Source organism: Bradyrhizobium sp. CCBAU 53340 (genome assembly GCF_015291645.1).
Taxonomy (GTDB): domain Bacteria; phylum Pseudomonadota; class Alphaproteobacteria; order Rhizobiales; family Xanthobacteraceae; genus Bradyrhizobium.
In genome coordinates this window covers 2,933,748-2,955,631 of the sequence record NZ_CP030055.1, presented here as the reverse complement: position 1 = coordinate 2,955,631, position 21,884 = coordinate 2,933,748, and the positions used below count along the sequence as shown (strand labels likewise).

Genomic DNA, 21,884 nt, shown 5'->3' with positions numbered 1-21,884 from the left:
CACATGCGCAACATGCTTGCGCAGATTGGCTTCGGTCTGATTTTTCCTGATCTCCAGGATTCAGGAAGCGGTAGCGATTCGATTTCGGAGGTGATCCAAGCTCCTGATGACGCTCACGGCAGATGATACCAGAGGCACGCCCTCCAGTAAATCTGTTAACCCCACCGGATGGTCTAGTAATTCGTGCCGGACTTCTCGTTCGGAATGCCGTCAATTGGGCATTCTTCGGTGCCAACAGTCGGGCGGGTCATCGCCTCCACCATGTCGCGCGTACCTTCGGGGTCGGCGATCCACTTTGAGTAAAAATCGTAGGGACAGGCGGCGAGTCCCTTCGCAGCCTCGCCGGAATTAATCATGCCGGTATAGCCGCGGTGCAAGAGCTTGAACAGGTGGTTCTGCGACTGGCCGTTGCGCCGCGCATCGCGGATCAGGTTCTTCGAGAGCTGGGCGTACTGGATGCCGTAATCCTCTTCACCGCACTCGCCGAGCGTACGTCCGTCGAAGCCGATGATCGCGGAGTGACCGAAGTAAGAGTAGACGCCGTCGAAGCCGGCGGCGTTGGCAACCGCGACATAGACGTTGTTGGCCCAGGCCATCGCCTTGGAGATCGTGACCTGCTGCTCCTTGGCCGGATACATGTAGCCCTGACAACGCACGATCAGTTCGGCGCCCTTCATGGCGCAGTCGCGCCAGATCTCCGGGAAATTGCCGTCATCGCAGATGATCAGGCTGACCTTCATCCCCTTCGGGCCTTCGGACACATAGGTGCAGTTGCCGGGATACCAGCCTTCGATCGGCACCCACGGCATGATCTTGCGATATTTCTGAACGATCTCGCCCTTGTCGTTCATCAGGATGAGCGTGTTGTAGGGCGCCTTGTGCGGATGTTCTTCGTGGCGCTCGCCGGTCAGCGAGAATACGCCCCACACTTTCGCCTTGCGGCAAGCTTCCGCAAAGATCGCGGTCTCCTCTCCCGGCACGGCGGAGGCCGTCTCGTACATCTCCTTGGCGTCGTACATGATGCCTTGCGTCGAATATTCCGGGAAGATCACGAGATCCATGCCGGGCAGGCCGGCCTTCATGCCGACCAGCATGTCGGCGATCTTGCGGGCGTTGTCGAGCACCTCGGCTTTGGTGTGCAGGCGAGGCATCTTGTAGTTGACAACTGCAACGCCGACCGTGTCGTTGCTGCTGGAAATGTCGCCGTGAAGCATTGGGACGCTCCTGTACTTTTATTTGCTTGATGTTGGCGCGTGGCGTTAATGGCTGATCATCCAGGGCCGTGCGGTGAGAAAGCCCTTGGCGCCGCCTTTGGTCTTGGTCATCAGCCGCGCGGGCTTCTTCTTGTCCGTCCCGCTCTTGTCCTTGACGGTCTTGCCCGAGGAGCAGCAGCCGCAGCCCGGACCGTGCGAGGCCTTGTATTGCGCCAGCGTCTGCGGCGCGTGCGTGCTGCGCTCGTTGACGGCATGCGCCTTGCGCTTCTCCGCCGTCATGCAGAAGAAATTCGGCGCGGTCAGCATCACCCGCGGCGCCATCGTCTCGCAATGCGGACAGTTTTGCGGATCATCGCATTCCGCCATCGGGCGGAGGTCCTTGAACGGACCGCAATCGTCACAGAGATATTCATAGACCGGCATCGCATCTTCCCTATGCTTCAACACACCTCGCGGCGGATACGGGGCGGCAAGAGGCACCGTCCCGCATCCCGTCGCGCAGGGATTACTTGTCCGGCGAGATCGGCATCTGAATATCGCCGGTGATGTGCTTGATGGGTCCCGCCGCCGACGGCATCACGTCGAAGTCGAAGATCTCGGTCGGCAGCCACAGCGTGGCGCAGGCGTTGGGCACGTCGACCACGCCGGAGATGTGGCCCTGGCACGGCGCTGTGCCGAGGATCGAATAGGCCTGGGCGCCGGAATAGCCGAACTTCTTCAGGTATTCGATCGCGTTCAAGCACGCCTGGCGATAGGCGATGTGGACGTCGAGATAGTGCTGCTTGCCCGCTTCGTCGACCGAAATGCCTTCGAAAATCAGATAGTCCTTGTAGTTCGGCGTGATCGGCGACGGCTTGAAGATCGGGTTCTTGATCCCGTACTTCGACATGCCGTCCTTGATCACTTCGACCTTCAGATGCAGCCAGCCGGCCATCTCGATCGCACCGCAGAAGGTGATCTCGCCATCGCCCTGACTGAAGTGCAGGTCGCCCATCGACAGACCAGCGCCGGGCACATAGACCGGGAAGTAGATCTTCGAACCGCGCGAAAGATCCTTGATGTCGCAATTGCCGCCGTGCTCGCGCGGCGGCACGGTGCGCGCACCCTCCGCGCCGATCTTGGCCTTCACGTCACCCTTGGCACGGCCGCCATGGGCGGTCGCCGCGAACGGCGGATTGGCCAAACCAGGCACGCGGGTCGGATTGGTCGAGATCAGCTCGGCCTCGCGCTTATTCCAGGTCTCCAGCATCTTCGGATCGGGCAGGCAGCCGATCAGGCCGGGATGGACGAGGCCGGCAAAATTGACGCAGGGCACGTGGCGCGACGAGGTGTAGAGGCCCCTGATGTCCCAGATCGACTTCTGCGCCAGCGGAAAATGGTCGGTGAGAAAGCCGCCGCCATTCTGCTTGGAGAAGAAGCCGTTGAAGCCCCAGAGGCTCTCCTTGAGCGGGCCGACGTCGAGCAGGTCGACCACCAGGAGGTCGCCGGGCTCGGCGCCCTTGACGCCGATCGGGCCGGAGAGGAAGTGCACGATCGAGAGGTCGATGTCGCGCACGTCGTCGGCGGAATCGTTGTTCTTGATGAAGCCGCCGGTCCAGTCATAGGTCTCGATGATGAAGTCGTCGCCGGGATTGACCCAGGCCACGATCGGGATGTCGGGGTGCCAGCGGTTGTGCACCATGTCGTTATCGTAAGCCGACTTGGTGAGATCGACCTTGATCAGTGTCTCTGGCATCGAGATTCTCCCCTTTTACTACTGATGGTTAGACGGACAGATATTTGGAGACTTGCGCGGCATCGACGGCATCGCGCGGATCGTCGCGCACGATCGCGCCGTTCTCGATGACCAGCACGCGGTCGGCGATGTCGAGCGCGAAGCTCAGGACCTGCTCGGACACGACGATCGAGAGGCCCTTCTCGTCGCGGATGCGCTTGAGTGTCCGTGCCATGTCCTTGATGATCGACGGCTGGATACCTTCGGTCGGCTCATCCAGCAGCAGCACTTTCGGCTTGGTCGCGAGCGCGCGGGCGATCGCCAATTGTTGCTGTTGCCCGCCGGAGAGATTGCCGCCGCGGCGGCCCTTCATCTCCAGCAGAACCGGAAACAGTTCATAGATATCGCTCGGCACCTCGGAGCCGCCGGAGACGACGAGACCGGTCTCGATGTTCTCCTTCACCGTCATGGTGGAGAAGATCATGCGGCCCTGCGGCACATAGGCGAGGCCCTTGGCGACGCGCTCATAGCTCGGCAGGCCGCCGAGCTCGGCGCCGTCCATGGTCACCGAGCCGCTTTTCGCCGGCAGGATGCCCATCAGCGATTTCATCAGCGTGGTCTTGCCCATGCCGTTGCGGCCCATGATCGCAACGATCTCGTTGGGCGCGACCTTGACGTTGAGGCCGTGCAGCACCTCGCTCTGGCCGTAGGCGACGTGAAGATCGGAAATTGCCAGCATCGTCACGCCTCCTTAATGGCCGAGATACACTTCAATGACCTTGGGATCGTTCTGCACCTTCTCCATCGTCCCCTCCGAGAGGATCTGGCCCTGGTGCAGCACGGTGACCTTGTGCGCGATGTCCTCAACGAACTTCATGTCGTGCTCGATCACGAGCACCGACCGGTTCTTGATGATGCGGTTGAGCAGTTCGGCGGTTTTGGCGCGCTCGGAGACGCTCATGCCGGCGACGGGTTCGTCGAGCATCAGAAGGTCCGGGTCCTGGATCAGCAGCATGCCGATCTCGAGCCATTGTTTCTGGCCGTGGCTGAGCAGGTCGGCGCTCATATTCAGCTTGTCCTGCAGGAAGATCATCTCCGCGACCTCATGCACCCGGTCGCGCACGGCAGCATCGCGGGTGAAGGTCAGCGCCCCGAACACCGAGCGGCCGCGCGGGTAGGAGATCTCAAGGTTCTCGAACACCGTGAGATCGTCGTAGATCGACGGGTTCTGGAATTTGCGCCCCACCCCGGCCTTGACGATCTCGTTCTCCTTCATCCGCGTCAGCTCCTTGCCGCGGAACTGGATCGAGCCTGACGTCGCTTTGGTCTTGCCGCAGATCAGGTCGAGCACGGTGGTTTTGCCGGCACCGTTGGGGCCGATGATGACGCGGATCTCGTTCTCGTCGACATAGAAGGAGAGATCGTTGACCGCCTTGAACCCGTCGAACGACACGGTGAGTGCCTCGACAGCGAGCAGGAATTCCTTGGGCTGATGACCTACGAGCATGACGATCTCCTCACTCCGCCGGGGCGCCGTCGGCGACCGAGCTGTCGGTCCAACCCTCGGGTTTTTGTTTGCGCGACGAGATCAAGCGATCGATGCGCGGCTGCACATAGTCGCCCCAGATGCCGGCAAGCCCATTCGGGAAGGCGAGCACCACGGCGATGAACAGGCCGCCGAGGCCGAACAGCCACAATTCAGGGAACGTCTCTGAGAGACTGGTCTTGGCGAAATTCACCAGCAGCGTGCCGTAGATCGCCCCCAGGATGGACAGCCGGCCGCCGACCGCGGTGTAGATCACCATTTCGATCGACGGCACGATGCCGACGAAGGACGGCGACATGAAGCCGACGTTGAGCGCGAACATGGCGCCGCCGATCGCGGCGAACACGGCGGCGATACAGAAGGCGAAGATCTTGAAGTTCGCGACGCTGTAGCCGGAGAAGCGGACCCGGTCCTCCTTCTCGCGCATCGCGACCAGGATGCGCCCGAGTTTGGAGTGCCGGACGAACTGCGCGATCATGATGCAGACAAACAGGCAGCCGACCTCGAAGAAGTAGAGCACGATCTTGGCGTGATCGGGCCTGATGTCCCATCCCTTCAGCGTGCGCAGATCGGTCATGCCGTTGATGCCGCCGGTGTAACCCTGCTGGCCCACGATCAGGATCGTCAGGATCGCCGCGACCGCCTGGGTGATGATGGCGAAGTAAGTGCCGCCGACGCGGCGCTTGAACATCGCGGTGCCGATGATCAGGGCGAAGATGCCCGGCACCAGGACGATCGCCGCGATCGTGAAGGTGAGGCTGTAGAACGGCTTCCAGAAGAACGGCAGCGCGGTGAGCTGATTCCAGTCCATGAAGTCGGGGATGCCCGGCGTCGACTGGATCTTGGTGTTCTCAACGCTCGAGGCCTCGAGCTTGAGGAACATCGCCATGCAATAGCCGCCGAGGCCGAAGAATACGCCCTGACCAAGGCTGAGAATGCCGCCATAACCCCAGCAGATCACCAGCCCCAACGCGACGAAGGCATAGGTCAAATATTTTGCGACGAGGTTGAGCCTGAAGACATCGAGCGCGAGCGGCAACACCACCACCAGGAAGACCGCGAGCACCAGAATTCCGATCAGCTCCGATCGATTGAAGAACCTGTTATCGGTCATTGCATCAGCCCCACATTCTCACTTGCGGACCTTGAGGGCGAACAGCCCCTGCGGCCGCAGCATCAGGATTCCGACAACGGCGAGCAGCGTCAGCACCTTGGCCATCGAGCCCGACATGAAAAACTCGAGGGTGGATTGCGTCTGGGAGATCGAGAAGGCCGAGGCGATGGTGCCGAGCAGGCTTGCAGCGCCGCCGAACACGACCACCAGGAACGTGTCGACGATGTAGAGCTGGCCCGAGGTCGGCCCGGTCGAGCCGATCATGGTGAAGGCGCTGCCGGCGACACCGGCGATGCCGCAGCCGAGGCCGAAGGTGTAGCGGTCGACCTTCTCGGTGTTGATGCCGACGGCGCCAGCCATGATGCGATTCTGCACCACGGCGCGGACCTGGCGGCCCCAGCGCGATTTGAACATCACATAGGCGACGCCAATGGTGATCAGCACCGTCAGGCACATCACGAAGACGCCGTTGATCGGCACTTCGATGCTGGAGGTCACCTGCAGCGAGCCGAGCATCCATTGCGGCAGCTCGACGCCGACCTCGCGCGCGCCGAACACGGAGCGATAGGCCTGCTGCAACATCAGGCTAAGACCCCAGGTCGCGAGCAGCGTGTCGAGCGGACGCTTGTAGAGATGTCGTATCAGCACCCATTCCACCAGCATCCCCAGCGCACCAGAGGCGAGGAAGGCGAGGATCATGGCGAGGAAGAAGTAGCCGCCGAACAGGCCAGGCATGTAGGTCTGGAACAGATTGGAGGTCATCCAGGTGACGTAGGCCCCAAGGATCATGAACTCGCCGTGGGCCATATTGATGACGCCCATCTGGCCGAAGATGATCGCAAGACCGAGCGCCATCAGCACGTAGACAGAGAACAGGATCAGTCCTGCAAAACCCTGCATGACGAAGATGGAGCCAAGATCACCAAGCGAGTAGTCGCCGAACATCGATGTCCTCCGTCAGGGAATAGGGTCCCGCGTTGCGCGCAAATGCGCGACGCGGGGGTCGTGGGCATGGACTTGCAATCCACGCCAGGGAGCGGCTTGAGCTCGAGGGATGCTGCGACGAATGCCGCGACTTACTGGTAGCCCTTGGGGAACGGATCCGGCTCAACGAGATCGGCGGTCTCGTAGATCAGCTCGAACTGGCCATCGAGCTTGGCGCGGCCGACGCGGGTCTTCGACCAGAGGTGATGGTTCTCGTGGATGCGCACATAGCCTTCCGGCGCGCCCTTGAACTCGACGCCGGGGGAAGCTGCCGCGATCTTGTCGACGTCGAAGGAGCCGGCCTTCTCGACCGTCAACTTCCACAGCCACGGACCGAGATAGGCAGCCTGGGTGACGTCTCCGATCACGGTCTTTTCGCCCCACATCTTCTTGAACGCGGGCACGAAGGCCTTGTTGTTCGGGTTGTCGAGCGACTGGAAGTACTTCATGCAGGCATAGGCGCCCGCGATATTCTCGCCGCCGATGCCGTCGATTTCGTCCTCGGTCACCGAGATGGTCAGCAGCGGCTGCTTCGCGAGATCGATGCCGGCGGCCTTGAGCTGCTTGTAGAAGGCGACGTTGGAGCCGCCGACGACGTCGGTGAAGATCACGTCGGGCTTGGTCAGCTTGATCTTGTTAATGACCGAGTTGAACTGGGTGTTGCCGAGCGGATAATACTCCTCGCCGACCACCTTGCCCTTCAACACGTTCTCGACATGCTTGCGCGCAATCTTGTTCGAGGTGCGCGGCCAGATGTAGTCGGAACCGATGAAGAAGAAGGTTTTGGCGCCCTTCTCCTTGGCGATCCAGTTCAGGCCGGCGAGGATCTGCTGGGTCGCTTCCTGGCCGGTGTAGATCACGTTCTTGGACTGCTCGAGACCTTCGTAGAAGGTCGGGTAGTAGAGCATGCCGTTGTACTGCTCGACCACAGGCAGCACCGCCTTGCGCGAGGCCGAGGTCCAGCACCCCATGATCGCCGCAACCTTGTCGTTCACGAGCAGCTTCTTCGCCTTCTCCGCGAAGGTGGGCCAGTCGCTGGCGCCATCTTCCTGGATGAACTTGATCTTGCGGCCGAGCACGCCGCCGGCGGCGTTGATCTGCTCGATGGCAAGCTTTTCGGCCTCAATCGAGCCGGTTTCGGAGATGGCCATGGTACCGGTCGCCGAATGCAGGATGCCGACCGTCACCTCGGTGTCGGTGACGGCAAGGCCGGTGGTGTTGACCGCCGAAGTCGCCGGGGCCTGCGCAAACGACGCCCGCGGCAGCATCGTGATGGCCGGAACGGCCGCCATTCCCATCAATAGTTTGCGCCGGAGCGGCGACAACAAGCCCTTGTTGGTTTCGTCTGACATGAGCACCCCACAGTTTGTTCGAGGACACGCGATTGGTGTCGTGAGGATGGCTCGAATTTGTGCACCGCAAGCATACGCAAGATCGCGTATACTGCACCGCAAAATACCGACGTAGGCTTTTGGTACGGGATTTGCGAGGGCTCCGGGTCCGTATCGGGAGTGGGGTAAAGCGTGGCAGGGCGGCAGCGAATAGACCGCGTCAGGCGCCAGTACAACCAATGGGTCGCCAACCAGACGCTGGAAGACTACGCGCTGCGCTTCACGGCCAAGAGCGCGCGACGCTGGTCCGCCGCGCGCGTCGCTAACACCGCGATTGGCGCGATTTCTTTTCTGGTGCTGGAGGCAATCGGCGGTACCATCACCCTCAACTACGGCGTGACCAACGCCGCTTCTGCAATTCTCGTCGTCTCCGCCATCATCTTCTGCTGCGGCGTTCCGATTGCCTATTATGCCGCCAAATGCGGCATCGACATTGACCTGCTCACGCGCGGTGCCGGCTTCGGCTATATCGGCTCGACCGTCACCTCGCTAATCTACGCCTCCTTCACCTTCATCTTCTTTGCCATCGAGGCGGTGATCCTCGCGACCGCGTTGGAGATGTGCCTGGGGATTCCCCGCCCGATCGGCTACCTTATCAGCGCGATCGCGATCATCCCGTTGGTGACCTACGGCATCACGCTGATCAGCCGCTTCCAGCTCTGGACCCAGCCGCTCTGGATCATCCTGCACATCCTGCCCTTTGCCGCGATCGCATGGGCGAGCCCCCACGCCTTCACGGAATGGCACAAATTCGCCGGCGAGCACGGCGACCTCGGCGGCCATTTCGATCTGCTGCTGTTCGGCGTCGCATCTTCCGTCGTATTCTCGCTGGTGGCGCAGATCGGCGAGCAGGTCGACTTCCTGCGATTTCTGCCGCGCGACCGCCGCACCTCCAAGGCGTCGTGGTGGATCGCGCTGATGAGCGCGGGGCCGGGCTGGATCGTGCTCGGCGCGCTGAAGCTGCTGGCGGGTTCGTTCCTCGCCTTCTTTGCTCTCAGCCACGGCGTGCCGCCCGAGGAAGCCGCCGAGCCCGCGCATATGTATCTCGTGGCGTTTCGCTACGTATTGTCGGATCCGGACCTCGCACTGGCGCTCACCGGCTTCTTCGTGGTGCTGTCGCAGATCAAGATCAACGTCACCAACGCCTATGCCGGCTCGATCGCCTGGTCGAATTTCTTCTCGCGCCTGACGCATAGCCATCCCGGCCGCGTTGTCTGGCTGGTGTTCAACGTGATGGTGGCGCTGCTGCTGATGGAGATCGGCGTCTATAAGGCGCTGGAGCAGACGCTCGCGCTCTATTCCAACGTCGCGATCGCCTGGGTCGGCGCGCTGGTATCTGATCTCGTCATCAACAAGCCGCTTGGGCTTCGCCCGCCGCAAATGGAGTTCAAGCGGGCGCATCTCTACGACATCAATCCGGTCGGCGTCGGCGCGATGACGCTCGCGATCATCGTCTCGATCGCAGCGTTCTACGGTCTGTTCGGCCCGACCATGAAGGCGCTCGCCGCCTTCGTCGCGCTGACGGTGGCTTTCGTCACCGCGCCTGTGATCGCGTGGCTCACCGACGGAAAATTCTACATCGCGCGCAAGCCGAAGCGAAGCTGGGCCAATATCGAGGCGATACAGTGCTGTATCTGCGAGCACAGCTTTGAGCCCGAGGATACCACCTCCTGCCCGGCCTATGCCGGCCCGATCTGCTCGCTGTGCTGCTCGCTCGACGCCCGCTGCCACGATCTATGCAAGCCCCATGGACGGGCGCAGGTGCAGTTCTCCGAGGCACTCGGAAAAATCCTGCCGCAGCCTATCTATCAGCGCATCAACTCGCAGTTCGGCCACTACATCGGCGTGTTCGTCGTTTCCGCAGGCCTCGTGGCGCTGGTGCTTGGGCTAATCTACCTGCAAACATCAGCAAGCGTGCACGGCGAGAACGCGCTGGTCTCCAACGTGCTGTGGAAGGTGTTCTTTTCGCTCAGCATCATCATCGGCGTGGTCGCCTGGCTGTTCGTGCTGGCACAGCAGAGCCGCCGAGCAGCGGAGGCCGAGACGCGGCGGCAGACTGCGCTCCTCATCCAGGAAATCGACGCGCACAAGCGAACCGATGCCGAGCTGCAGCGCGCCAAGGAGGTTGCCGAATCCGCCAACCTTGCCAAGAGCCGCTATGTGGTGGGACTGAGCCACGAGCTGCGCTCGCCGCTGAACGCGATCAGCGGTTATGCGCAACTTCTGGAGCAGGATGCGACGCTGAACACCAAGCCGCGCGACCAGGTTCGCGTCGTCCGCCGCAGCGCCGACCATCTCTCCGGCCTGATCGACGGCATTCTGGACATTTCCAAGATCGAGGCGGGCAGGCTCTATCTCTCCCGCGACGAAGTCCGCCTGAGCGAATTCCTCGATCAGCTGGTCGGCATGTTCCGCCTCCAGGCCGGCGCCAAGGGCATCGATTTTGTCTTCAGGCGGCCGACAACACTACCGAGCGTCGTCTATGCCGACGAGAAGCGACTGCGTCAGGTGCTGATCAACCTGCTCTCCAACGCCATCAAATTCACCCAGACCGGCAGCGTCCAGTTCGTCGTGCATTACCGCAGCCCGGTCGCCGAGTTCGAGGTGATCGACACCGGGCCCGGTATCCAGAGCGACGATCTCGAACGCATCTTTGCGCCGTTCGAGCGCGGCGCGCTCGGGGTCTCGCAGCCGCAGACAGGCACAGGGCTGGGCCTCACCATCAGCCGGTTGCTCGCCGGCGTGATGGGCGGCGACATCAAGGTCACCAGCACCGTCGGCCGCGGCAGCACATTCAAGGTGAAGATGCTGCTGTCGGAGGTCACCAATCCCCGGCGCACCGCGCCGGTGGAGGCGCCGGTCTCAGGCTATCATGGCGCACGCAAGACCATCCTCATCACCGACGACGACCCTGTTCATCGCGATCTCCTGCGCGAGGTGCTGACGCCGCTCGGCTTCATCCTGCTGAGTGCCGCCGACGGCCCCGGCTGCCTTGCATTGGCGCAGCATTGCCGGCCGGACCTGTTCCTGCTTGACATCTCCATGCCTGGCATGGACGGCTGGACGGTGGCGGAACAGCTGCGCGCAGCAGGCCATCACCAGGCTCGCATCCTGATGGTGTCGGCAAGCGCGCTGGAGGCGCATGGCGCACCGCTCGCACAGCCGTTCCATGACGGCTATCTCATGAAGCCGATCGACATTCCGCGATTGCTGGAGACCATCAGACAATTGCTCAAGGTTGAATGGCAGTACGGCTCGGAGGAGACGGTCGTGCCGCTGTGGCGGCCGGAGAGTTGCTCGCGGCCGCCGGTCAGGCACATCGAGGCGCTGATCGGGCTCGGCCAGATCGGCTACGTCAAAGCCATCCAACTCAAGCTGGACGAGATCGGCAGCGAGCATCCTGAACACGCAGATTTCGTCGTCGAAATGCGATCGCTGGTCGATCGCTTCGACCTTGATCAATACATGACAACATTGAAAACACTGCATGCTTATGAGCATTGAGCCGAAAAAGCGCGACGTCGCGCTCGTTGTCGACGACTCGCCGGAGACCTTGAGGCTGCTGACCGACGCGCTCGACGGCGCCGGAATGACTGTGATGGTGGCGCTCGACGGCGCCAGCGCGATGCGCATCGTCGACCAGATCACGCCCGACATCGTGCTGCTCGATGCCGTGATGCCCGGCATGGACGGGTTCGAGACCTGCCGGCGGCTCAAGCGCGACGCGGGCCTTGCGAATGTCCCTGTCATCTTCATGACGGGCCTGGCCGAAACCGAGCACATCGTGCGCGGGCTGGAGGCCGGCGGCGTCGATTACGTGACCAAGCCGATCGTGATTGAGGAGATGCTGGCGCGCATCCGCGTCCATCTCGGCAATGCGCGGCTGACCCAGAGCGCCCGGGCCGCGCTGGACGTCTCCGGCCGCTTCCTGTTCGCGGTCAACCGCCAGGGCCACATCCTTTGGGCAACACCGCAGGCACAGAAGCTACTGGCCGATCATCACGGCGCGCAGGCCGATGACTTCGTGCTGCCGCCGTCGCTGCTGCAATGGCTGGAGCAGGCGAAGGGCAGAGGCAGCGCGAAGTCGCAGGCAGCGTCCCTACCCGACAATCCGCAGCTCCGCATCTACTACATGGGCGAAACCGCGCCGAACGAGTTTCTGCTTCGGCTGTCCAAGGAAGCCGGCACGGCGCTGCCGCCGGAATTTACCAGCGAACTCGGCCTCACCACGCGCGAGGGCGAGGTGCTGGCTTGGCTTAGCAAGGGCAAGACCAACCGCGACATCGCGCAGATCCTGGGGTTGAGCCCGCGCACCGTCGACAAGCATCTGGAGCAGATCTACGCCAAGCTCGGCGTGGAGAACCGGACCGCAGCGGCGGCGATTGCGACGAACGCAAGCCGGCGCAATTCATAAGAATGCATCTTTAATGAAGCAACGCTCCCAATCGGAAGGATTGCTGTCGTAGAGACGTTGCCATTTGCAAAGCCGAAACGAACGCTGATTTTGCGCTGCACCATTACCAGTGCCACGAACGCTCAATTTTTGAGCGTGCAACCCCGGCGGAGCTCAGGCTTAATCGCGACAACGTCGAATCGTGTTCAACGATAGGTAGGCAAGAACGCCAGCATGTGGCGGAGGATCGGATGCGATGGCTCGCTCTGCTGGCGTTCGTCGCTACGCTGACTAGCGCGGCGCTCGCTTTCGATAGCGAACAATACGACAACGTCTCGCCTGACATCCGCTCGTGGTTCAAGGCGGTGACGGCGCCGAACGGCGTGCCGTGCTGCGACATGTCGGACGGTCATCGCACTGACTATGATTATCGTGAGGGCGCCTATTGGGTTCCAATTGAAGGACAATGGATGGTTGTGCCCGAGCGAGCCGTCATCCGCAATCGCGGCAATCCAGTCGGTCAGGCCGTGGTGTGGTACGTACATCACCGCGGCATGATCATCATCAGCTGTTTTGTGCCAGCCGACGCCGTATAGATCGTCGAACTGAAAGTCGGCGAGCGTGCTCGCCAGCGCTCAACGTGGAAGCACCGACCACTGCTCCAGCTAAGCGTGCGAACGGAGAGAAGGGATCGCTGGGTTGGTTGATCCAACAGTACCGCAAGTCGCGATCTTGGTGCGATGAGTTATCGGCAGGCACACGCAAACAACGCAGCGGCATCCTCCAACAGCAAGAAGATGAGAACGGCGATGTCCCGTACGCTGCGATCAAGCGCAAGGACGTCGAAGATGGCATCATGGCCCGCACCGAGAATCAGGGGCGGCACTTCTACGACACCATGCGCGGTGTTTTTAAGTGGGCTGTCGATAACGAGCACCATGATCGCAATCCCACCGATGGCATCAAAGTCAAAAAGGACAACGGTGACGGACATCTCGCATGGCCCATCGATTTGATTGAACAGTTCGAAAAGCGATGGCCGATCGGCAGCAGGCAGAGATTGATTTTTGATGTCTATCTCTATATCGGCCTTCGGCGCGGCGATGCAGCCCGACTAGGCAAGCAACACATTAGGCGCGGAACCGTGCACCTGATGACCGAGAAGAGCCAAGGCAAGATGCCCATCTATGTGCCGGTACATCCGGCGCTGGCAGCATCGATCAAGGCTTGTCCCTCGCGCGGTCTAGCAATCATCGCCAAGCCCGACGGCACCAACTTCAGCAAGGAGAGCGTTGGCAATCTCTTCCGCGAGGCGGTCGAGGCGGCCGGCATCCCGGTTACGAAGCGCGGATCGAAGGACAAGGGCTATTCCGGCCACGGCTTACGCAAGGCATCAGCGACCATCGCGGCCGAGAGCGGCGCCACGGAAGCGGAGCTGAACGCAATGTTCGGCTGGAGCGGCCACCAGATGGCGCAGTTGTACACACGAAAAGCTGACCGCAGGCGGCTGGCCGCACGCGCCATGGCGAAGTGGGCCCGCCCATCATCCGAAGATGCCGTGGAGGCATTCGACCTCGAATATCTTCAATTGGAGACCGAGCGCGCAGAGAACGCGGCGTGAACGGTTATAATTACCACCCTCTCTGAGGTGGTAATTTCAGGACGGAAAACTCAACAGGATCAAACGCCGAAGCGCAGGATGGTGGGGGAGGCAGGACTCGAACCTGCGAAGCCATGAGGCGGCTGATTTACAGTCAGCTCCCTTTGCCACTCGGGACACTCCCCCGCTCGACGGCAGCACAATCGGGCCGGACCTTGCCGGCGGACCGAAGACGGCCATGGAACGTGAAGGCCGCGACAGCCCGGATGGGGGCGCGACCGGGCGCGTTTATGGGCGAAGCGGTGGGGCAAAGTCAACCGAGGCGAACAGCAAAAATCGCCCTTGTTGCCACCCAAATTGCCATATTCCGGCACCCGTGACACAAGCGAGCCCATGAAGGATAAAAAATTTGCTCCGAGGGGGCCCCGCGGCGGGGCTAAGCCCTTCAATAGAACAGGAAAATCGGCTGGCCGGCCGGCCTGGCGCGAGCGCGATTCGCACCCCGACGGGCCCGTCATCCTCTATGGCTGGCACACCGTCACCATGGCGCTCGCCAACCCGCAGCGGCGGATCCGCAAGCTGACGCTGACCGAGAACGCCGCACGGCGCCTGGCCGATGAAAACATCCAAACCCGGATTGCCCCCGAGATCGTCCGTCCCCAGGAGATCGATCGCCTGCTCTCGCCGGATGCCGTGCACCAGGGGCTGCTCGCCGAGGCCGATCCCCTGCCCTCGCCTGACATCGAGACCTTGAAGCAGGAAGGCATGGTGCTGGTGCTCGACCAGATCACCGATCCGCACAATGTCGGCGCCATCCTGCGCTCGGCCGCGGCGTTCGCGGTGAAGGCGATCGTGACCACCGCGCGCCACAGCCCGGAAGCGACCGGCGTGCTGGCCAAGGCCGCCTCGGGCGCGCTGGAGCTGGTGCCGATGGTCACGGTGCAAAACCTCGCGCGTGCGCTGACCGCCCTGAACGAGCGCGGCTTCCAGACCGTCGGCCTCGACAGCGAAGGCAGCGAGGATCTTTCGGACGTGACCTTGCGCGAACCGCTTGCCCTCGTGCTCGGCGCCGAAGGCAAGGGCCTCAGGCAATTGACGCGCGAGACCTGCAGCGTGGTGGCGCGGCTCGACATGCCAGGCGAGATCAAGAGCCTCAACGTCTCGAACGCCGCGGTGCTCTCGCTCTATGTCGGTGCGAGCCGGCTGGGGCTGATGAAGCGCTAGAGCATGATCCGGAAAAGTGCGTAGCGGTTTTCCCTCGCGACAAACGCGGAACGCGTTTGCGCGGAGATCATGCTCAAGCACTGACCTAAAGCGCGAGCGCTTTAGGCGTCGCCTGCATATCCGGATGATGCCATAGTACCCCTGTTTTGCCCGACGGATCAAGGAATTTTCGGTTTTTCGACATCGAATAGCACGCCAAGGGGCCATGATCGCGCATCTCGACCGCGTTGCGCTTCAAGTCGTTGATTTCGCTGTCCCCGGCTACTGTGCATGGGGTTGTTTTGGAGACAAAGCAAAGCGCCCGTCCGCATTCGTGCGAACGGGCGCTTCTTTTGGCTCAGCGATAAGAGATCAGTAATAGCGGCGCAGCACGCGATGGCCGCCGTAATACGGTGCGTAGCGATGGGTGTAGCCATAGCGCGGACCATAGCCGTAATGCGTGCGCGGCAGGTAGCCGTAGCGCGGGCCGTAGCCGTAGCGGTACGGACGGTAGTACGGGCGGTGATAGGGATAGGCAGCGCGATAGCCATAGCCGTAGCCATAATTGGCGGGCGCAACGACCGCGTCTTCCTGGTAGGTCGGATACGGCGCGAAGGCGCCCGGACCGGTGTAGGTCGGGCCCTGGTTGACGTAGTAATATTGCGTGGTCGGCTCGGCGAGGCGCTCATAGCCATAACCGTAGCCGGCGCCGTAGCCATAACCGCCGCAGCCGGTGTTGCAGCCGGAGAACACCGGTGCAACCGGCTCGCACGGGCTGAAGCCGCAGGCCATGGCGGGCGCAGCGCCCACAAACATCACGGCAGCCGCCGCGACCAGTCCCGAAATCATTTGACGCATTACTCTCTCCTGTTGATTTTCGTCTTGTTTGATTTTGACGTTTCTAACCCGGCGGCTTGCCGGGCATTTCTTCATGCGGTCTTGGTCGTGGACGCCGCGGATGGTCGTTGATCTCGGGTGCGAGGATCACCGGTGGCGGGTTGACCGGCACATCCATTTGCGGCGGCAGCGGCGCTGACGAGGCGCCCCAACTCTGGTGATAGCTCTCCGCCGGCTTTGGCAATTTGCGGTTCGCGGGTGGCTCGACCTCGAGGCGGCCATAGCCGGGCTGCAAGCCCAGGCTCGGATAATAATGGCCGACATCGGATGGCTGCCGTTCCGGGACATATGTCCCGCCATAGATCGTGGGCTGCACCTGGACATTCTTACCCAGGCCCCAGACACCTTCGATGACGCTGTAGGACGCATCGATATTGTTGATGATGATGGGCACGCCGGGACGGCCGGGCACGACGATATCGAAACCGCCGCCGGCAAAGGCCGTCGCGGGCAGTCCGATCAGAAAGGTCGCAAGCGCCATAACGCGCATGGAAGTATCCCGGTTGTCCGGAACACAACCTATCGGAAGGCCGCATAGAGAGGGTTAAGGACAGCTCACCAAATTCCGGTAAGCCTAACGCGTAAGGGTTTCGCTCTGCTCAAATGCTGCAACGCGCACTAGCGAAGCGTTAACGGCCGGGCCTTGTTCCCATCCGCTCACATCCGTTTGACCCGAGGTCGTCGGAAAATCAGCCTGACGTCCGGAACGACGAGCGCCCCCGACATTTAGCCCCCCGTCAATTGGATGGGAGACAACAATGACGAAGATGCAACTTCTCGGCGCAGCCGCGATTGCGGCGACCCTGGTGTCCGGCTCTGCGATGGCGCAAGCGGTCGTGACCAACCCGGGACGCTGTGCGGCGCAATTCCCCAACGCCAACTGCACGAACCTCGGACCCGGCAATCCCTATACCGACAACGGCTATCGGCATCGCCGTGTGAGCTACCGCCAGACCAATCGCGACTGGAATAACGACTGGAACAGGACGCACACCGGCTTCTGGCCGACCGACGTTGCGGGTGACGTGGCCGGCGCTGCGATCGGCACTGCCGGCGCGATCGCAACCGCCCCGTTCCGCGCCATGGACAACAGCTACGCCTATGACAATCGTGGCTGGGACAATCGCGGTTGGGACACCCGCAGCTACGCCCAGCGCAACGGTTTCGTCTGTACGCCCGGTACCTGGTTCAAGGGCGAGGACGGCCGCCGGCACATCTGTCAGTAAGCCGGTCCAACTCTCGCATGCACGCGAACAGGCGGCTCAGGGCCGCCTGTTTCATGCCGACAAGAGACACGCGGGTTCTGGCACTTTCCAACCAAGTCTGGTATTGCGACGCGCGGGCGGGCAGCCCGGCGCGTGCCGGCCCTGCCCGCTTCCCTTGCGGCGTCGCCGGCTTAGCTCAGCGGTAGAGCAGCGGTTTTGTAAACCGAAGGTCGGGGGTTCAATCCCCTCAGCCGGCACCAGCGCTTGATGTGCCTTCAGCCTGAAGGCTTCGGCGCACTGCCTTGCAGATGCTCGATGCCGACGCCCGTGATCTCGACCCAGCCATGCTTCGATCGCTCGAACACTGATTTGATCGGCGCCGGAAACTTCGGGTCAGCGATCGCGCCGACGGCAACACCCATCATCCCAGGGAACTTGTCGGGCTTCCAAAAAACCGTCGAGCCGCAATCTGCGCAAAAAAAGCAGCGGACCTTGCCGCCGCTCTCGCCTGAGCGAACATATTCCTTCGGCGTCCCCGAGATCGCGACGGCCTCGACCGGATAGAAGGCTCCAACGCCGAATGGTGCGCCGGTCCGCCGCTGGCATTCGAGACAGTGACAGGCCGCGACCAGCTTGGCCGGTCCCGGAAGCGACAGCGCAAGCGCGCCACAACTGCATCTGGCGTCGATCATCAAACGCACTCCTGAGATTGATCCTTCCAACCTTTACCTCGCGTCTGGAAGCCCAGCGGCCGCGCGTGCATGCTCGTCCTGAGATAGGAAGGCCTTGCTGTTCCGGCTGAATTCCATTTAGGGTAGATCCAGATGGGGAAAGATCACAAGCTCGAGGGGTTGCAGGCTGCACGCGCCATCGCAGCGCTCAGTGTCGCCTATTATCACTCCTATATGTCGGTCAGGTGGGTATTTCCCGACGCTGCCCGGCATCCGATTCCGTTCCTCACTGACTGGGGACACATGGGCGTCGATTTTTTCTTCGCCATCAGCGGCTATGTGATCTGCCTCGTTGTTGCCAAATCATCGTTCACGCTGCGCAGTTTCTTCATCAAGCGCTTCTTCCGTCTCTATCCTCTGTACTGGACAGCCATGGCCATCGTCGCAGTGATGATCTGGTATGGCAAGCATCCGGACCCCGTGACTCCTGGACAATATTTCTATTCACTGACCTTGCTTCCGCAGCATGGACTGCCGGCCTATTCGGTAAGTTGGACGCTCGAACGCGAATTGGTGTTCTATGCGCTGGCGGCGATTACGATCCCGCTCGTCGGCGTTCTTGGGCTTGCCGCTGTGCTCGCCGCGCTGGCCTGGGCGGGGTACACCTACCACAATCCGTGGTCATGCCATCTGGTGTCGACCTATCAGGCAGATTTCCTTGCCGGCGTTCTGGTGTTCATGCTCAGCAAATATGTGCGGATGGTGCCACTCGCCGCGCGGATCATGCCGCCACTGGCATGGTTCGCCCTCGTCGGGGGCATCGTCGGGCTAGTGTCGCTGTGGCTCGTACCGGCGAAACTCTTCCCGTTCGCGACGACGATCTGCCTCGGCTTCATGCTGCTGGGGATGGTTCACATCAATGTCCCGTGGACGCATCCATCCCTGCATTGGCTGGTGAAGGTCGGAGACGCCTCGTACTCGATCTATCTCCTGCACGGCATTATCCTTTTCTATGCCGCATGGCTCGGCCTACAGATCAACCATTTGCCCGACTGGTTGTGCGAAGTCTGGCGGTTTGCAGCGCTCGCAGTGAGCTGCCTCGTATCAACCCTCACCTGGCGCACGATCGAAACGCCATTCATCGCGCTTGGAAACAGGCTCGCCGACCGCTCGCGCATCCCTGCTCCCGGCCCTGCTGTCGCAGTCAGCGGCTGACCTCCGGGGACTCGCGGCCGGTCAAGTCATCCAGTCGCCAGAGCCCCAGGCTCTTGTCGCGCCAGCCGCCATCGCCCTCGTCGCAGCGCTCATTGATCAACTCGCGCGCGCGCGGCCAGTTGAACGGCGACCTCGTCATGTTGAGCGCGCGCCAATCGCCGTCGTCGCAATCTCGATTATCTTCCCACTGCGGAAACGTCGTGACCAGCAGGAATTGCGCGCAGCTGGCACGAAAGCGGGCGATGGCGCGCGCGATGTTATGATAGCTCAGATGCACGAGACAATCCCGGCACAGGATGACATCGCAACCCGGCAGGAAATCGTGCGTGATGTCGGCGACGAGAAAGCGGCCGCGCGCTTCGCCTCGCGCGACGCGCGCGTTGTTGGCCCCGATCAGCGACGGCACGATGTCGATGCCGATATAATCGACGTCGAGCTTCATGCTCCCGATCCAGCCGGCGTCACCGCACGGCGCATCGAGCAGCGAACGCGCGCCGAGCCGCTGCAACAGGCCGGGCAATGCTTCGCGGACCGCAGCGGTGGCGCGATCCTCCGAGCCGAGACCCGAGACCGAGGTTGCAGCTCCCCACAGGTTGGTCTGTTCGATCCGCTCGAAGCGGGCGGCGAGGTCGAGGCCGGCAAAATTCGCGCGGTCGGCAACGAACCGCTCATGGGCGAGCACAGGGGGACGATTGGAAATCACCGGATGGACTCGCGTCAAGATTCCGTCGCAAGCATACTATACGCGCGAAGTATTCAATCCGGAATTTCCCGCGAGGCAGGTTCGCTGATGATCGCCCGACGAACGGTCCTAGCTGGCCTTGCCACCCTGCTCTCCCCCATCGCCGCACACGGCGCTTCCGGCGAAGAGTTCAAGGTCACCTCCGGCGGCGACAGCCTCTCCGTGTCGCGTTATGCGGCGGCCGGATCGGAGAGGCGTCCCGCCGTGATCGCGCTGCACGGCGCCCGCGGCGTCGAGCTCAAGCCGCGCGCTTACGAGCGTTACGCCGATGCGCTGACGGCACGGGGCATCGATACCTATTTTCTCCGCTACATGACGCCAGCCGACATGGCCGCGTTGACATCCACCTCGCATGAGATCCGTGAGGCTTACGAGACGACACGGTTCGACGGCTGGGCCGATATTGTCGCCGCCACCGTGACGGCCGTGCTCGGCCGCTCCGACTGTTCGGGACGCGTCGGCTTGCTCGGCTTTTCGCTGGGGAGTTACATCGCCGCCGAGGCCGCGGCGCGCGACCTCCGTATCGCAGCCCTCGCGGCGCTCTATGGCGGCATGCCCCAGGCTATGACCACCAAGATCAAGCACATGCCGCCGCTCATCGTACTCCATGGCGAGGAAGACCGGAACGTCCCGATCGCTGAAGGTCGGCAACTGGTTGCGCTCGGCAAATTGGCCGGCGCCGAGACCGAGTTTGTGCCCTATCCGGGCAAGGCTCACGGCTTTGATTTCTCCGACACCGATCCGATGACGGCGGATGCGATCGATCGGGTCACGAAATTCTTCGAGGCGCGGCTCGCCGCCTGACCGCGACACGTCATGCCGGCTTCTGCCATTCCATGATGTGGAAGTACGGCACACGACGGTGCCTCGCAATTTTTGCGGGATCGCCCCCGACAGGCTCCGGCTCGACGAACAGGCGCAGCAGCAGGCCGTGGTCGAGCAGCAGTGTCATGTAGGTGCTGAGCGGGCGGTGCCAGTTCTGGATTCGGATGCCGCGCCAGGTCAACCAGACCGCGCGCTCGTCCATGTAATGGTCGATGGCGAAACGGACGCCGTTCTCGCCGTCCCACGTCCAACCTTCGGGCTGCCCGGCGGTGTTGAAGCTGGTCAAATTGGCGATCAGCAGCGTGCCACCCGGCCGCAGCGCCGCCACCATCTTGGCGATAGCCGCGACGAGATCGGGCATGTCGACCAGAGTGAGATAGCTGACGACCAGGTCGAACTCCGCACCGACCTTCATCGTCTCGGCACGGCCGAGCCGATAGTCGCCCTGCGGATCCAATTGCCTGGCGCGCGCGAGCAACGCCTCGGTCGGATCGATGCCGGTGGTGCGGATGCCGGCGCGCTGCATGATGCGGCAGAAGCGCCCTTCCCCGCAGCCGACATCGAGCGCATCGCGGAAGCCGCGTCCCTCGACGCGCGCCCGCATCGGCGCATCGAGCACGAAACGGCGGCCATAATCGCCGTCGTCACCCTGCTCGACGATCCAGGCGGCCGCGGACGTGCTCCAGCCGCCGCTGACATCCTCGTTCATATCTCGGCCTTCGGGAGTTGATGTTCGCCGCGCGAAAGTGCGGGACGACGACTGACCACAGATTGGACCAGACCTCAACATAAGGTAGCATACACGCTGCATGCGACCCTACACCAGCCGAGAAAGCGCCAAGATCATCGCCGGAGCGGTCGCGGCCGTCGTCGCGACGCTCTTCCTTTTCGCCGTCGCGATGGCGTTCTTGCTGCCGCGATAAGTACAAGGTCCCCAGCGTAGCGATTAAGCTGGCGAGACCCCCTGGCCGTCGTCGGGTCGGGCATGGGCGCGCACCAGATTCTCGACAAACGCGATCACCTCCGCCCGTTTGTCGGGCGGCAGCGAGAGAAAGGCGCGCACAAGTCGCAGGCCCTGCACTTCGTCGGATGGGGCGGCTTTGGACTCCATCCGTCCAATGTCAGGCGTCCGGGAAAAATATGCAATCCCTTGCAAACAGCCCGCTTGAT

22 protein-coding genes and 2 tRNA genes are annotated in these 21,884 nt (G+C 62.2%); 9 read left to right on the top strand and 15 right to left on the bottom strand.

Going from position 1 to position 21,884, the window contains the following annotated elements:
* Window positions 1-173 precede the first annotated feature (173 nt).
* The 8 genes from XH89_RS13960 to urtA all read right to left on the bottom strand — a co-directional run bounded on the left by XH89_RS13960 (window position 174) and on the right by urtA (window position 7,924).
* Window positions 174-1,214, bottom strand: coding sequence for an aliphatic amidase (locus tag XH89_RS13960; RefSeq protein ID WP_194467603.1), 1,041 nt, complete (start codon window positions 1,212-1,214; stop codon window positions 174-176).
* A 45-nt stretch (window positions 1,215-1,259) separates the two neighbouring features.
* Window positions 1,260-1,637 (bottom strand): zinc ribbon domain-containing protein, encoded by a 378-nt coding sequence (locus XH89_RS13955; protein ID WP_194467602.1) that lies wholly within the window; start codon window positions 1,635-1,637, stop codon window positions 1,260-1,262.
* Between the two features lie 82 nt (window positions 1,638-1,719).
* Entirely contained in the window at window positions 1,720-2,949 is a 1,230-nt protein-coding gene (gene fmdA, locus XH89_RS13950) for a formamidase (RefSeq protein ID WP_194467601.1), read from the bottom strand.
* Window positions 2,950-2,977: 28 nt separating this feature from the next.
* Complete coding sequence (gene urtE / locus XH89_RS13945; protein WP_092295360.1) at window positions 2,978-3,667, bottom strand: urea ABC transporter ATP-binding subunit UrtE; 690 nt, start codon at window positions 3,665-3,667, stop codon at window positions 2,978-2,980.
* A 12-nt stretch (window positions 3,668-3,679) separates the two neighbouring features.
* Window positions 3,680-4,435: an urea ABC transporter ATP-binding protein UrtD gene (gene urtD / locus XH89_RS13940; RefSeq protein WP_194467600.1), complete on the bottom strand. Its 756-nt coding sequence runs from the start codon at window positions 4,433-4,435 to the stop codon at window positions 3,680-3,682.
* A gap of 10 nt (window positions 4,436-4,445) precedes the next feature.
* Window positions 4,446-5,588, bottom strand: a complete 1,143-nt coding sequence (gene urtC, locus XH89_RS13935; RefSeq protein WP_194467599.1) for an urea ABC transporter permease subunit UrtC — start codon at window positions 5,586-5,588, stop codon at window positions 4,446-4,448.
* Between the two features lie 18 nt (window positions 5,589-5,606).
* Window positions 5,607-6,533, bottom strand: a complete 927-nt coding sequence (gene urtB, locus XH89_RS13930; RefSeq protein WP_092295354.1) for an urea ABC transporter permease subunit UrtB — start codon at window positions 6,531-6,533, stop codon at window positions 5,607-5,609.
* Window positions 6,534-6,664: 131 nt separating this feature from the next.
* Window positions 6,665-7,924, bottom strand: a complete 1,260-nt coding sequence (gene urtA, locus XH89_RS13925) for an urea ABC transporter substrate-binding protein (RefSeq protein ID WP_194467598.1) — start codon at window positions 7,922-7,924, stop codon at window positions 6,665-6,667.
* Window positions 7,925-8,095: 171 nt separating this feature from the next.
* On the opposite strand from urtA, the gene XH89_RS13920 reads away from it, so the two are divergent.
* The 4 genes from XH89_RS13920 (at window position 8,096) to XH89_RS13905 (ending at window position 13,977) form a co-directional block, all read left to right on the top strand.
* Window positions 8,096-11,467 carry an ATP-binding protein gene (locus XH89_RS13920; RefSeq protein ID WP_194467597.1) on the top strand — a complete coding sequence of 1,124 codons (3,372 nt, stop codon included), beginning with the start codon at window positions 8,096-8,098 and terminating at the stop codon, window positions 11,465-11,467.
* Window positions 11,451-12,377: a response regulator gene (locus tag XH89_RS13915; protein WP_194467596.1), complete on the top strand. Its 927-nt coding sequence runs from the start codon at window positions 11,451-11,453 to the stop codon at window positions 12,375-12,377. The genes XH89_RS13920 and XH89_RS13915 overlap by 17 nt, the downstream gene beginning before the upstream one ends.
* A gap of 230 nt (window positions 12,378-12,607) precedes the next feature.
* A complete protein-coding gene (locus XH89_RS13910; protein WP_194467595.1) occupies window positions 12,608-12,952 on the top strand; it encodes a hypothetical protein in 345 nt (114 codons plus the stop codon).
* A 44-nt stretch (window positions 12,953-12,996) separates the two neighbouring features.
* Window positions 12,997-13,977: a site-specific integrase gene (locus tag XH89_RS13905; RefSeq protein ID WP_194467594.1), complete on the top strand. Its 981-nt coding sequence runs from the start codon at window positions 12,997-12,999 to the stop codon at window positions 13,975-13,977.
* 79 nt (window positions 13,978-14,056) lie between these two features.
* On the opposite strand, the gene XH89_RS13900 is transcribed toward XH89_RS13905, so the two are convergent.
* A tRNA-Tyr gene (locus XH89_RS13900) sits at window positions 14,057-14,142 on the bottom strand.
* A gap of 207 nt (window positions 14,143-14,349) precedes the next feature.
* Between XH89_RS13900 and rlmB the strand changes: the two genes are divergently transcribed.
* Complete coding sequence (gene rlmB / locus XH89_RS13895; protein ID WP_194467593.1) at window positions 14,350-15,180, top strand: 23S rRNA (guanosine(2251)-2'-O)-methyltransferase RlmB; 831 nt, start codon at window positions 14,350-14,352, stop codon at window positions 15,178-15,180.
* 351 nt (window positions 15,181-15,531) lie between these two features.
* On the opposite strand, the gene XH89_RS13890 is transcribed toward rlmB, so the two are convergent.
* Together XH89_RS13890 and XH89_RS13885 are read right to left on the bottom strand one after the other, a co-directional pair.
* Entirely contained in the window at window positions 15,532-16,017 is a 486-nt protein-coding gene (locus XH89_RS13890) for a hypothetical protein (RefSeq protein WP_194467592.1), read from the bottom strand.
* 43 nt (window positions 16,018-16,060) lie between these two features.
* Window positions 16,061-16,546, bottom strand: a complete 486-nt coding sequence (locus XH89_RS13885; RefSeq protein WP_194467591.1) for a hypothetical protein — start codon at window positions 16,544-16,546, stop codon at window positions 16,061-16,063.
* Between the two features lie 268 nt (window positions 16,547-16,814).
* Here XH89_RS13885 and XH89_RS13880 point away from each other — a divergent pair, with 268 nt between their 5' ends.
* Both XH89_RS13880 and XH89_RS13875 read left to right on the top strand, forming a co-directional pair.
* On the top strand, window positions 16,815-17,282 hold the full coding sequence (locus tag XH89_RS13880; RefSeq protein ID WP_194467590.1) for a hypothetical protein: 468 nt from the start codon (window positions 16,815-16,817) through the stop codon (window positions 17,280-17,282).
* Between the two features lie 164 nt (window positions 17,283-17,446).
* Window positions 17,447-17,521 (top strand) — tRNA-Thr (locus tag XH89_RS13875).
* Between the two features lie 15 nt (window positions 17,522-17,536).
* On the opposite strand, the gene XH89_RS13870 is transcribed toward XH89_RS13875, so the two are convergent.
* Window positions 17,537-17,953, bottom strand: a complete 417-nt coding sequence (locus XH89_RS13870) for a GFA family protein (protein ID WP_194467589.1) — start codon at window positions 17,951-17,953, stop codon at window positions 17,537-17,539.
* Between the two features lie 159 nt (window positions 17,954-18,112).
* Between XH89_RS13870 and XH89_RS13865 the strand changes: the two genes are divergently transcribed.
* Window positions 18,113-19,147, top strand: a complete 1,035-nt coding sequence (locus XH89_RS13865; protein ID WP_194467588.1) for an acyltransferase — start codon at window positions 18,113-18,115, stop codon at window positions 19,145-19,147.
* Here the strand turns inward: XH89_RS13865 and XH89_RS13860 are convergent.
* Window positions 19,137-19,850 carry a class I SAM-dependent methyltransferase gene (locus XH89_RS13860; RefSeq protein ID WP_194467587.1) on the bottom strand — a complete coding sequence of 238 codons (714 nt, stop codon included), beginning with the start codon at window positions 19,848-19,850 and terminating at the stop codon, window positions 19,137-19,139. The genes XH89_RS13865 and XH89_RS13860 overlap by 11 nt on opposite strands.
* An 87-nt stretch (window positions 19,851-19,937) precedes the next feature.
* Here XH89_RS13860 and XH89_RS13855 point away from each other — a divergent pair, with 87 nt between their 5' ends.
* Window positions 19,938-20,693 (top strand): dienelactone hydrolase family protein, encoded by a 756-nt coding sequence (locus tag XH89_RS13855; protein WP_194467586.1) that lies wholly within the window; start codon window positions 19,938-19,940, stop codon window positions 20,691-20,693.
* A 10-nt stretch (window positions 20,694-20,703) separates the two neighbouring features.
* On the opposite strand, the gene XH89_RS13850 is transcribed toward XH89_RS13855, so the two are convergent.
* Together XH89_RS13850 and XH89_RS13845 are read right to left on the bottom strand one after the other, a co-directional pair.
* The gene (locus tag XH89_RS13850; protein ID WP_194467585.1) at window positions 20,704-21,423 is read right to left on the bottom strand and encodes a bifunctional 2-polyprenyl-6-hydroxyphenol methylase/3-demethylubiquinol 3-O-methyltransferase UbiG; all 720 of its coding nucleotides are present in this window, start codon (window positions 21,421-21,423) and stop codon (window positions 20,704-20,706) included.
* 237 nt (window positions 21,424-21,660) lie between these two features.
* Window positions 21,661-21,825 carry a hypothetical protein gene (locus tag XH89_RS13845; protein WP_194467584.1) on the bottom strand — a complete coding sequence of 55 codons (165 nt, stop codon included), beginning with the start codon at window positions 21,823-21,825 and terminating at the stop codon, window positions 21,661-21,663.
* Window positions 21,826-21,884: the final 59 nt, after the last annotated feature.